Raw genomic sequence first — 10,653 nt, forward strand, 5'->3', positions numbered from 1 at the left:
GAAACGGCCCCCATTGCGCGGGCCGTTGCACTCACTGCCGCTCAACGAAACGCCGGCACCACATGCTTGATAAACCGCTCCAGCGACTTTTTCTTCTCGGCATGGGGCAAGCTGTTGTCGCACCAGAAACTGAACTCATCCACCCCCAGCCCCTGGCCACCGGATGAGGCCGGCATGCCGCCGGGCATACGGTCGAACTCGACCTGATAGGCGCCACGCGCCAGGCCGACTTCCATGCGGCTGTTGCTGGTCACATCGAGCAACGCGCATTATTGCCAAACGGCAGTGAGGGGGCTCAGATCGCCTGAGGCTTGAAATCGCTGGCCGCCACCGGCATCACCCCTTGCATCAGCGCCACGGATTTCTCCAGGCCTTCGAGGCTGTTGAGCAGCACATCCTCGTGTTCGATGGACAGCCAGCCGTCGTAGCCGGCCATTTTCAGGCGGTAGCAGAACTGTCGCCACCACTGCTCGCCATGGCCGAAACCGAGGGTGATGTAGGACCAACTGCGTGCCGACACGTCCATCAGCGAGCCGTTTTCCAGCAGCGAATCCACCGCCTGCACCGGCGTGTTGAGCAGGGTGTCCTTGGCGTGCACGTGGTACAGCGCATCGCCCAGGGCATCGGCGGCGGCCAGTGGGTCGGCCCCCATCCAGAACAGGTGCGACGGGTCGAGGTTGGCGCCGATCACCGGGCCGATGGCGTTGCGCAGCTTGAGCAGCGAGCGCACGTTGAACACGCACTGGCTGCCGTGCAATTCGAGGGCGATGCGCTCCACGCCGTGGGCCTTGGCCAGGTCGGCGATCTCGCTCCAGAACGGCAGCAGGCGCTCTTCCCATTGGTAGCGCAGGATGGTCTGCGTCTCCGGCGGCCACGAGGCTACGACCCAATTGGGCATGCGGTCGCCGGCCTGGCCTTCGGGCAGGCCGGACATGGTGCACACGGTCTTGATCCCCAGCTCACCGGCCAGGCGAATCGTGTCCTTGAGGCACTGCGCCTGCTCCGGCTGGGTCGGATGCAGCGGGTTGCCGTTGGCGTTCAGCGCGATGATTTCCAGGTTGTGCTGCTCGAAACTGCGGGTGAAATCGCGGCGGGCGGCGTTGCTGTCGAGCATGTGCTTGAGGTTCAAGTGTGGCGCGGTGGACCAGCCGCCGGTGTTCACTTCCAGGCCGGACAGGCCCATGCGTTCGGCGTGCTTGAGCACATCGCCCAAGGGCAGGTTGCCCAGGGTGTCGGTGACAAATCCCAGTTTCATAGCGCGATTCCTGACGGAGTGTTGTGGTTGTTGTGGGGCGATTATTCGCAGCGACCACGCCGTGTTCAAGGCTGAGCAAGGGCAAAGTCTGATGTGAAAACCATCAAATAAGGACGCTTAAAAAACTGCATAAATAGAGGTTTGCGGTTTATAACGGAGGGTATTTACATCATTCAGGATGCGCCGCCATGCCTCAGCAAAGCTCCACGCAACTCTGGAAGGGCCCTACCGTGGAGCAGATCGCCAGGGTTGCCAGGGTCGGCGTCGCTACCGTGGACCGCGTACTCAATAACCGCGCCGGGGTGCGCGAAAATACCCGGCTCAAGGTGCTGGCGGCGTTGGACAAGCTCAAGCAGGACCTGGCCAACGGCACGGCCACCCTGCATATCAAACTGTTCTGTGAGTCGGGGGAAACCTTCAACGCCACGCTGGCCAGTGCGCAGGAGGAGATCAACAGTTCGACCCCCGGCGTGGTGGTACACGGCAGCTACGTGCCGAGCAATCAGGTCGATCCTGCGGCATTGGCCGACCAGGTGCAGGCCGACGGCGCCACGGCCGACGGTGTGATAGTGGTGTGCCGCGAACACCCGGCGATCAATCGTGCCATCCGCGCCTTGTGTCGCCAGGCGATCCCCGTGGTCTGCCTGACCACCGACCTGCCCAACTCGGGGCGCAGTGCCTATGTGGGCAACGATCAATATGCGGCCGGTAGCGTCGCCGGACTGTTGATCGGCAATCGCCTGGCGCGGCAGAGGGCCAAGATCCTGCTGGTCACGAGCATGGCGTTTCGCTGCCAACAGGAGCGGGAAATGGGCTTTCGACGGGTGCTGCGCGCGGAGTTCCCGCACTTGAAAATCGACGAGCGAATGATGTCCGACGACAGCCCGCAGACCACCGCCGAGCAGTTGCTGCGCTATTTCTCCAAGCACGACTACCCGGCGGCAATCTACAACGTGGCCGGCGCCAACCGTGGCGTGGCCCAGGCCATCGGCACGATTCCCGCCGAGCAGCGCCCGGTATTCGTCGGCCACGAGTTGACCGGGCATACGCGGGCGATGCTCGAATCCGGGGTGATGGACTACGTGGTGTCCCATGATTTCGTCGGCGAACTGGCGGCGGCGGTGCGCTGGATTCGCGGTGCGCGGGAAGGGGCGCGGGCCGCTCCGGCGTTTACCCGGGTGTTGGTACACACGCGCTACAACTGCGATTGACGATGAAGACGTAAAAGTCCAGTATGGAATTATAAGTACAAAACAGTTGCAGCAGCGCTTTCTTCTCTCTTGCCAAACCAACAACAACCCGCGAGAACCTCATCATGAAGAAACTCCCCCTCATCACCGCCCTGGCCTTGGGCCTGCTTGCGTCCTGCCCGTTGATGGCAGCCGAGAAAACCCTGCGCATCGGCATTGAAGCGGCGTACCCACCGTTTGCCTCCAAGACGGAAAAAGGCGAGATCGTCGGTTTTGACTACGACATTGGCAACGCCCTGTGCGCGCAGATGAAGGTCAAGTGTGTGTGGGTCGAAGGTGAGTTCGATGGTCTGATTCCGTCCCTCAAGGTGAAGAAAATCGACATGGCCTTGTCGTCCATGACCATCAATGAAGACCGCAAGAAGTCGGTGGACTTCACCCACAAGTACTATTTCACCTCGTCGCGGCTGGTGATGAAGGACGGCGCGGTGGTGGATGACGGCTACGCCAGCCTCAAGGGCAAGACCATCGGCGTGCAGCGTGCGACCACCACCGACCGTTATGCCACCGAGGTATTTGAACCCAAGGGCATCACCGTCAAGCGCTACAGTAATAACGAAGAAATCTACATGGACCTGGCGGCCGGTCGGCTGGATGCGATCTTTGCCGACACCATCCCGCTGAATGACTTCCTGCAGATGCCTCGGGGCAAGGGCTATGCGTTTGTCGGGCCCGAGCTGAAGGACCCGAAATACGTGGGCGAGGGCGCGGGGATCGCGGTGCGCAAGGGCAATGAGGCGTTGGTCACGCAGTTGAACGCGGCGATTGACGGGATTCGGGCGAGCGGTGAGTACCAGAAGATTTCGCAGCAGTACTTCAAGTCCGACATCTACGGCGATTGATGCCCACACAACCCGGCACCCCCTATTGTAGTGAGCGGGCTTGCCCGCGCTGGGTGGCGCAGCCGCCCCAAATCCAGGCACCTCGGTCTTCCTGAAACACCGCGGTGGATCGTTTGGGGCGGCTGCGCCGCCCAGCGCGGGGCAAGCCCGCTCACTACGACCGAGGTGCCTCAATGGCCTTTCAATTCCTTGAGGTGTTTGTAGACCGTCGCCCGCCCCATGCCCAGCACGTTGGCCACGTAGTTCGAGGCGCTCTTGCCTTTGAACGCGCCCTCGGCATGCAGCGCCAGCACCAGTTCGCGCTTGTGGTCGCGGGTCAGCAGGTTGAGGCTCAGTTGCCGCTCGCGCATCCAGGCATGCAAAAACGTGTTGATGCGCTCTTGCCAATCATCGCGAAACAGCGAGTCCGGCTGTGGGATCAGTTTGCTCGGCGAGAGAAACAGGTCCAGCGCCGCCTTGGCGTTTTCAAACAGTGAAATATTCAGGTTGATGCACAGCACCGCCAGGCGCCGACCTGTGTGGTCGTGCAGCACGGTGCTCAGGCTGCGAATTTTCTGACCATCCCAATTGAGCTTTTCGTACGGGCCGATATTGACGTCGCTGATGTCGTCACTGAGCATGTCCTCCAGCGCCGAGTCGTCGCCAATTGCCCGTTTCGACAGGTTGTTGGCGATGTAGTCGACCTTTTGCGAGCGCAAATCGTGCAGCACTGCTTCGGCGTGGGGAAAGAACAGCGTGGCGATGGCGTCGGCCATCGCCCGGAAGTTCTGCATGATCTGTTCTTGTTCGGCGCTGTTCATCAATGGGGCTCCAGGCGTGCGGGGGAGAGCATACCAGCGTCGAGGCCGAACCGCGTCAGTGGCTCCGGCAATGGCGCCCCGCGCACTAGCGCCGCGCTGGCCTGGCCCATGGCCGGGGAGGTCTGGATGCCATACCCGCCTTGGGCGGCCACCCAGAACAGGCCGGGTACCACGGGATCGAAACCTGCAAGCAAATCGCCATCCTGCACAAAGCTGCGCAGCCCGGCCCAGGTACGCGTCGGGCGGCGGATGGTCAGGGTGGTGGCTTCTTCGATCTGGTAGATGCCCATGGCGATGTCCAGCTCTTCGGGTTGGATGTCCTGGGGTTCGGCCGGGTCGGCGTTGGCCGGCGAGCCGAGGAACATGCCGGCGTCGGGTTTCATGTAGAAGGATTCGTCCAGCGCCACCAGCATCGGCCAGTGGTGGCTGTCGACGCCTTCGGGGCCGGCAAAGATGAAGGCCGAGCGGCGCTTGGGTTGCAGGCCGATAGGCGCGGCACCGGCCAGCGCACCGAGCCTGTCGGCCCAGGCACCGGCGGCGTTGATGATGACGGGCGCGCTGTAGGTGGTATCGCCGGTTTGCACCTGCCAGAGGCCGGCGGCGTCACGGCTCAAGCCGATGACGTGGCTGTCGGTGCGCACCTCGCCGCCGTTGCGGCGGATGCCACGCAGGTAGCCCTGGTGCAGCGCGTCGGTGTCGATGTCGCTGGCGGTCGGGTCGTACAGCGCGCCGTGGACTTTTTCGCGGCGCAGAATCGGCATTTTCGCGCAGGCTTCGTCGGCGCTGAGCAGTTCAACCTGTGCCACGGTGGCCTTGGCGCTCAGGTACTGGGCGTTCAATTCGGCCGCGTCGCCGATAAAGTCGACGGTGATTTCGCCCCGTGGCGTCAGCAGCGGGTGTTCGCAGAAACCCGGCGGCGGGTTGTCGAAAAACGCGCGGCTGGCCAGGGTCAACGCGCGCACTTGCGCGGTGCCATAGGCGGCAGTGTAGAGCGCCGCCGAACGCCCGGTGGAGTGATAACCCGGATGGCTTTCACGCTCCAGCACCAGCACCTTGCCGTGCGGCGACAACCAGAAACCCGTGGACGCGCCGGCAATGCCGCCGCCGATGATGATGAAATCTGCGTGGCTCATAAGTGTCTCCAGAGTGCATTGGCCAATGCGATGTCTTCCAGGCCCAGGCCGATGGAGCGGAAGAATACGTGACGGTCGTAGGACGGGCGCGGTACGTGTTCGCTGAGCAGTTCGGGCAGGTCGCCGACGATGTGGCGTTTGTCCCAGCCGTGCTGTTCGGCGGCGATGAGCATTTCCCCGGCCGAGCCTGGGGTGGTCTGGCGATAGTCGCAAAATACCTGCATGCCGTTCAGGGATTCGGGTGGTACTTCGTGGGCGCGCGGGGCGTTGGTGCTGATGGAGGTGATCAACGCCGGCTTGCCCAGGCGGCTTGGATCGATCACCGGCCCGGCGGATGAGGTGCACAGCAGGATCACGTCGGCGTCGTCCACAGCCGCATCGCACGTAGGCGCGATGGTCAGCCGTGGGTCCAGGCTGTTGAGGTAGGCGATGGCCTGCGGTGCAGCTGCGCCCAGGCTTGGCGAAAATACGCGGATGCTTTGCCAGTCCCGGAGGTTTTTCACGTAATGCAGATGCGCCTGGGCCACCTTGCCACTGCCGATTATCGCCAAGCGCCGTGCCGACAGAGGCGCCAACGCCTCCACCGCCAACGCGGTCGTTGCGGCCGTGCGGGCGGTGGTCAACTCGGCGGCATCGCACAGCAGCAGGGGTTGGCCGGTGTGCATCGACATCAACAGCGTCCACGCCGTCACCAGTGGCCCCTGTTCACGCACGATATACGGTGAGGTCTTGACGCCATAAACGCCTTCCTCGGCCAGCACGCCCAGGTAGTTGATGAAGTCGCCGGCACCCTGTGGAAATTCGACTAACTGTTGCGCCGGCTGCACCGCCTGCCCGGCGGCCAGGTCGCGGAACAGCTTGTGCAGGATCTGCGGTACATCGACTTGGGCGAGCAGCTCGCGGGCCTGGGTTTGGTTGATCACTTGAGGCGTGCTGGGCATGGGATGCTCCGTGACTAAACTAATTTGTCCATTATGGACTATTGGTTCTATCCGGCAAGCGCTAAACCTCAGCCTGTGAACCTGAATCCGCCCGACAGTTTGTCCTTCAAATACCCGACCAACACACTCACCGACTTCGGCACATGGGGCGAATACGGCCGGATCAGGTAAATCTCATCGGCAAACGCGCCCTTGAGCGTCCAGTCCTTGAGCACCTGCACCAACTTGCCGCTGGCCAGCGCGGCATGCGCGCTGAAATCCGGGAGCAGGGCGATGCCCAGGTGATTGAGGGCCGAGTCTCGCAGGGCTTCGCTGTTATTGGTGGCGAAACTGCCGGAGATCGGCACCGTGAGGCGTTCGAGGTGTTTTGTGCCGCGCTCGAAGGTCCAGGCGGGCTGGTCGGTGCCGCGTGGGTAGAACAGGCAGTTATGCGCGGACAACTCGCCCGGCTCGCGGGGTTCACCGTGGCGTTGCAGGTAGTCTTGGGTCGCGACCAACACCGAAGTGGTGTCGCACAGCTTCCACGCCACATGGGTTTCCGGCACCTGGAAACCATGGCGCACCGCCAGGTCGTAGCCTTCGGCAGCGAGTGAACTCAGGGCGTCGGATACGTCCAGCTGGATACGCACCTGCGGGTACTGCTGCAAAAAATCCGACAGATGCGGCACCAGTTGCTGACGAGCGAAGGCCACCGGCGCGGTCAGGCGCACCAGCCCGCGAATCTCTCCGACCGAGTCGCGCACCGACGAGAAGCTGCGTGCGATTTGTGCGTAGGCGCTGCGCACTTCGCGGGTCAGCGACAACCCCGCATCTGTCAGGCGCACGCTGCGTGTCGTGCGGGTGACCAGGCGGGTGCCGGTGGCTTTTTCCAGGTCGGAAATGCGCTGGCTCACAGCGGACTTGCTCACACCCAGGCGGGCGGCGGCGGCAGTGTAGGTGCCGTGCTCTTCCAGTACTGACAGCCAGTGGATATGGGTCCACAGCCCTTCGATCTCAGCCTTTTCCATGATGGGATTGTTCGCGTATGTGGACAATAAGTTCAGGATTCTGCTCTGGTTAGGAACAAAGCGAAAGCCTATCGTGTGTCTGACTTACTGACCTGCATGCTACCCACCTGGGATCTACTGCCATGACAACTACAATCGAGCACTACATCAACGACCAGCGCGTGTCCCGCGATGATCGTTATCAGGACGTCTTCAACCCGGCCACCGGCGAAAAGACCGGGCGCGTCGCGCTGGCCAGCCGCCAGACCGTGTCCGAAGCCGTCGCCGCTGCCCAGGCCGCCTTCGCCGGTTGGGCCGACACCCCGCCGATCCGCCGCGCCCGCGTGCTGTTCGAGTACCTGCACCTGCTGCGTGAACGCAAGGACGACCTGGCGCGCATCATCGTTGCCGAACACGGCAAGGTGTTCACCGACGCCCAGGGCGAAGTGGACCGTGGTATCGACATTCTGGAGTTCGCCTGCGGTATTCCGAACCTGCTCAAGGGCGAGTATTCCGACCAGGTTTCCCGTGGCATGGACAACTGGACCATGCGCCAGCCGCTGGGCGTTGTAGCGGGCGTGACGCCGTTCAACTTCCCGGTGATGGTGCCGATGTGGATGTACCCGATTGCCATCGCGGCGGGTAACACCTTCATCCTCAAGCCAAGCCCGACTGACCCAAGCGCGTCGTTGTTCATGGCCGAGTTGCTGCATGAAGCCGGGCTGCCAAAAGGCGTGTTCAACGTGGTGCAGGGCGACAAGGAATCGGTCGACGCCTTGATCGAACACCCGGACGTCAAGGCTGTGAGCTTTGTCGGCTCGACGCCGATTGCGCAATACATCTACGAAACCGGCGCCCGCCACGGCAAGCGCGTGCAAGGCCTGGGTGGCGCGAAAAACCACATGGTGGTGATGCCCGACGCCGACATCGAAAAAACCGTCGACGCCCTGATGGGTGCGGCCTACGGCAGTGCCGGCGAGCGTTGCATGGCCATCTCGGTGGCGGTGCTGGTGGGCGACGTGGGTGACAAGGTCATCGCCGCGCTGACCGAGCGCGCCAAGCAACTGCGCATCACCGATGGCCGCGACCTGAAAGCCGAGATGGGCCCGATCGTGTCCCGTGCTGCCCTGGAACGCATCAGCGGTTATATCGAGCAAGGCGTGCAGGCCGGCGCACAACTGCTGCTCGACGGACGCGACTACGTGCCGACCGAGGCGGGCCTGGAAAACGGCTTCTGGCTCGGCGCGACCTTGTTTGACCACGTGACCAAAGAGATGAGCATCTACCGCGAAGAAATCTTCGGCCCGGTGCTGGCCTGCGTGCGCGTGAGCGACTTCGGCGAAGCGGTGAAACTGGTCAACGAACACGAATTCGGCAACGGCGTGAGTTGCTTTACCCGCGACGGCAACATCGCCCGCGAGTTTGCCCGGCGCATTGAAGTGGGCATGGTCGGCATCAACGTGCCGATCCCGGTGCCGATGGCGTGGCATGGTTTTGGCGGCTGGAAGAAAAGCCTGTTTGGCGACATGCATGCCTACGGCACTGAGGGTGTGCGGTTCTACACCAAGCAGAAGTCGATCATGCAGCGCTGGTCGGAGAGCATCGAGCAAGGCGCCGAGTTCGCCATGCCGGTCTCCAAATAACTGAAGCCTGTACGCGGTTCAACATGTGGGAGCGGGCTTGCCCGCGATAGGGGTGTGTCAGCCAGCCAGTTTGGCACTGATGCACCGCTATCGCAGGCAAGCCAGCTCCCACACTTTTTTCTGCGCCTGGAACGGCGCGCAGGTCTTGGCTTCTCTTGCTCTACTTGAAGGAACTTGGCACGCTCACCCAGCGAGCGAACACAGTTAAGTCAATCAATAGGGAAATGCCACGTTGAGCTGGGTAAAATTCGGAGTATTGCTGGCCTTGCCGGGCGCGCTGCTGTCAGTCCTGAGCATGTACATGGTGCTCAAGGACGACAACAAACTCGAGGCCGATCTTTCCTACCAATACGACAGTGCGCCACGTCTCTTCACCGAGCGCTTGGACACGGTTAAGGAACACCTCGATTACACGCGCCTGTATGACGACATCAAGCATGCCGGCAACGGTGCCCTCAGCCACGAACAGATCAACAAAATTGTTGACCTGAGCCAGGCCCCCTATCTGGCCGTGTTCGACGCGCCGTTCGAAAGGGGACCTGACAACTACCCCGTCAGGCTGTTGATCACCCTCAGGAACACCGGCAGCAAGGTGATCAAGGAAGTGCACATCAAGCTACCTGAGAAAGGCGTCGTTCAGATCCGCGACGAATCACGTATCGATACCCTCAAACCGGATTTGCTGAGCAGCGTGGAGATTCCGGCGATTGTGCAAAACGGCGTCTACCGGATCTGGATTTATTTTCAGGGTGATCTGAAAACGCTCATGGAGAAAGACGTGCACATCGGCTACAGCGATGGCGTGGCACAGGTTCGAGTCTCTGAGGAGGTCATTGGCCTCGACGCGTATATGGCCCGATATGGGGTTTTCTGGTTGTCTATGTTGACGCTGGTTTAGGCGTTGCTGGTCGCCCTCTACATGCTGGTTTCAACTTATAAAGAAGATGAAACCAGCCCGGCGTCACGATAAATGACTATCCCCGTCCACTGGAGAATGCGTTGAAAGCAATCATGGGTATCGCCTTGTTGGGCTCGTTGCTGGCGGGCTGTGCGCCGTCTCACTCGGCATGGACGGGCGTCAGGAACGCGTTTGTCGGCACGCGCTTCGATGCCCACCTCTATGACGACTGCAGCCGCGGCTGTGGCGACTCCTATTGGTCCCCGGTCAACAAGAACAAAGTCTATGACCAAGTTGTGAAGGAGGGCGATGGCCAGCGCTACTTCGTGACCTGGATCCGCGACTGTCGATACTCTGTGCTCGTATCGGGTGAGGGCGTTATCCAGTCGTGGCGCTATGAGAATGAAAACCGTAGCAGCTGTTACATTTTTTGATCGTTCCCCAAATAACCAAAGCCTGTACGCGGTCACACTGTGGGAGCGGGCTTGCCCGCGATGAGGGAGTGTCAGTTAGCCTGTTTGGCACTGATAGACCGCTATCGCAGGCAAGCCAGCTCCCACATGTTTAAACGAGTTTCAGGCAGTTGATGGAGCGATCCACCGTGGTGCGGGCAATCTCCAGCAGGTGCCACACCGCCAGAATCTTCGCCCGTTCGGGGCTCTCCAACTGTTCACCACAATCCAGCGCTGTCGCCGAAGCACTGTCCAGCAAACTGGCGGTGTAGAGCAGGGCGTCTTCGAAACTCAGGTCTTCGTTGACCGAGTGGAAGCCTTGGGCTGGCAGGTAATGGTCGATGGCGCGGTTGAAGGCGGCGCGGTCTTTGGCGGGGTCGATGGGTGGGTCGGGTAGGGCTTTGTTCATGGTGTAACTCCTATTGGGCAATGGAGCTACCGTCAACGCTGCTA

Annotated in this window: 11 protein-coding genes and 2 pseudogenes; 5 read left to right on the top strand and 8 right to left on the bottom strand. The window is 61.6% G+C overall.

Annotated elements, in window-relative coordinates; all coding sequences use genetic code 11:
- Positions 1-41: 41 nt before the first annotated feature.
- From PSH81_RS10070 to PSH81_RS10075, 3 genes and pseudogenes are all read right to left on the bottom strand, one after another.
- Positions 42-155: pseudogene (locus PSH81_RS10070) on the bottom strand (LLM class flavin-dependent oxidoreductase); the annotation flags it as partial.
- Positions 147-269 (bottom strand): annotated as a pseudogene (locus PSH81_RS27505) (LLM class flavin-dependent oxidoreductase); the annotation flags it as partial. The pseudogenes PSH81_RS10070 and PSH81_RS27505, both read right to left, overlap by 9 nt.
- A 26-nt stretch (positions 270-295) precedes the next feature.
- Entirely contained in the window at positions 296-1,255 is a 960-nt protein-coding gene (locus PSH81_RS10075) for a sugar phosphate isomerase/epimerase (protein WP_305392424.1), read from the bottom strand.
- Between the two features lie 188 nt (positions 1,256-1,443).
- On the opposite strand from PSH81_RS10075, the gene PSH81_RS10080 reads away from it, so the two are divergent.
- A complete protein-coding gene (locus PSH81_RS10080) occupies positions 1,444-2,466 on the top strand; it encodes a LacI family DNA-binding transcriptional regulator (protein WP_226456011.1) in 1,023 nt (340 codons plus the stop codon).
- A 104-nt stretch (positions 2,467-2,570) separates the two neighbouring features.
- Positions 2,571-3,347 (top strand): ABC transporter substrate-binding protein, encoded by a 777-nt coding sequence (locus PSH81_RS10085; RefSeq protein WP_192300873.1) that lies wholly within the window; start codon positions 2,571-2,573, stop codon positions 3,345-3,347.
- A 170-nt stretch (positions 3,348-3,517) separates the two neighbouring features.
- On the opposite strand, the gene PSH81_RS10090 is transcribed toward PSH81_RS10085, so the two are convergent.
- From PSH81_RS10090 to PSH81_RS10105, 4 genes are all read right to left on the bottom strand, one after another.
- On the bottom strand, positions 3,518-4,147 hold the full coding sequence (locus PSH81_RS10090; protein ID WP_192300874.1) for a transcriptional regulator: 630 nt from the start codon (positions 4,145-4,147) through the stop codon (positions 3,518-3,520).
- Positions 4,147-5,280: an FAD-binding oxidoreductase gene (locus PSH81_RS10095; protein ID WP_305392425.1), complete on the bottom strand. Its 1,134-nt coding sequence runs from the start codon at positions 5,278-5,280 to the stop codon at positions 4,147-4,149. The genes PSH81_RS10090 and PSH81_RS10095 overlap by 1 nt, the downstream gene beginning before the upstream one ends.
- Positions 5,277-6,221, bottom strand: coding sequence for an ornithine cyclodeaminase family protein (locus PSH81_RS10100; protein WP_305392426.1), 945 nt, complete (start codon positions 6,219-6,221; stop codon positions 5,277-5,279). Before PSH81_RS10100 ends, PSH81_RS10095 begins: the two co-directional genes overlap by 4 nt.
- A gap of 68 nt (positions 6,222-6,289) precedes the next feature.
- A complete protein-coding gene (locus PSH81_RS10105) occupies positions 6,290-7,228 on the bottom strand; it encodes a LysR family transcriptional regulator (protein ID WP_192300877.1) in 939 nt (312 codons plus the stop codon).
- Between the two features lie 122 nt (positions 7,229-7,350).
- Here PSH81_RS10105 and PSH81_RS10110 point away from each other — a divergent pair, with 122 nt between their 5' ends.
- The 3 genes from PSH81_RS10110 to PSH81_RS10120 all read left to right on the top strand — a co-directional run bounded on the left by PSH81_RS10110 (position 7,351) and on the right by PSH81_RS10120 (position 10,182).
- Positions 7,351-8,850 carry a CoA-acylating methylmalonate-semialdehyde dehydrogenase gene (locus tag PSH81_RS10110; RefSeq protein ID WP_305392427.1) on the top strand — a complete coding sequence of 500 codons (1,500 nt, stop codon included), beginning with the start codon at positions 7,351-7,353 and terminating at the stop codon, positions 8,848-8,850.
- A 232-nt stretch (positions 8,851-9,082) separates the two neighbouring features.
- Positions 9,083-9,748 (top strand): hypothetical protein, encoded by a 666-nt coding sequence (locus PSH81_RS10115; protein ID WP_226456005.1) that lies wholly within the window; start codon positions 9,083-9,085, stop codon positions 9,746-9,748.
- Between the two features lie 101 nt (positions 9,749-9,849).
- Positions 9,850-10,182 carry a hypothetical protein gene (locus tag PSH81_RS10120; RefSeq protein WP_305392428.1) on the top strand — a complete coding sequence of 111 codons (333 nt, stop codon included), beginning with the start codon at positions 9,850-9,852 and terminating at the stop codon, positions 10,180-10,182.
- 130 nt (positions 10,183-10,312) lie between these two features.
- On the opposite strand, the gene PSH81_RS10125 is transcribed toward PSH81_RS10120, so the two are convergent.
- The gene (locus PSH81_RS10125; protein ID WP_226456003.1) at positions 10,313-10,609 is read right to left on the bottom strand and encodes a hypothetical protein; all 297 of its coding nucleotides are present in this window, start codon (positions 10,607-10,609) and stop codon (positions 10,313-10,315) included.
- Between the last annotated feature and the right edge of the window lie 44 nt (positions 10,610-10,653).

The organism is Pseudomonas sp. FP2335, assembly GCF_030687535.1.
Taxonomy (GTDB): Bacteria; Pseudomonadota; Gammaproteobacteria; order Pseudomonadales; family Pseudomonadaceae; genus Aquipseudomonas.

Excerpts from the sequence above, each read along its gene's own strand:
- PSH81_RS10085 (WP_192300873.1), top strand. The coding sequence starts at position 2,571 with ATGAAGAAACTCCCCCTCATCACCGCCCTGGCCTTGGGCCTGCTTGCG.
- PSH81_RS10075 (WP_305392424.1), bottom strand. The coding sequence starts at position 1,255 with ATGAAACTGGGATTTGTCACCGACACCCTGGGCAACCTGCCCTTGGGC.
- PSH81_RS10080 (WP_226456011.1), top strand. The coding sequence starts at position 1,444 with ATGCCTCAGCAAAGCTCCACGCAACTCTGGAAGGGCCCTACCGTGGAG.
- PSH81_RS10110 (WP_305392427.1), top strand. The coding sequence starts at position 7,351 with ATGACAACTACAATCGAGCACTACATCAACGACCAGCGCGTGTCCCGC.
- PSH81_RS10090 (WP_192300874.1), bottom strand. The coding sequence starts at position 4,147 with ATGAACAGCGCCGAACAAGAACAGATCATGCAGAACTTCCGGGCGATG.
- PSH81_RS10125 (WP_226456003.1), bottom strand. The coding sequence starts at position 10,609 with ATGAACAAAGCCCTACCCGACCCACCCATCGACCCCGCCAAAGACCGC.
- PSH81_RS10100 (WP_305392426.1), bottom strand. The coding sequence starts at position 6,221 with ATGCCCAGCACGCCTCAAGTGATCAACCAAACCCAGGCCCGCGAGCTG.
- PSH81_RS10095 (WP_305392425.1), bottom strand. The coding sequence starts at position 5,280 with ATGAGCCACGCAGATTTCATCATCATCGGCGGCGGCATTGCCGGCGCG.
- PSH81_RS10105 (WP_192300877.1), bottom strand. The coding sequence starts at position 7,228 with ATGGAAAAGGCTGAGATCGAAGGGCTGTGGACCCATATCCACTGGCTG.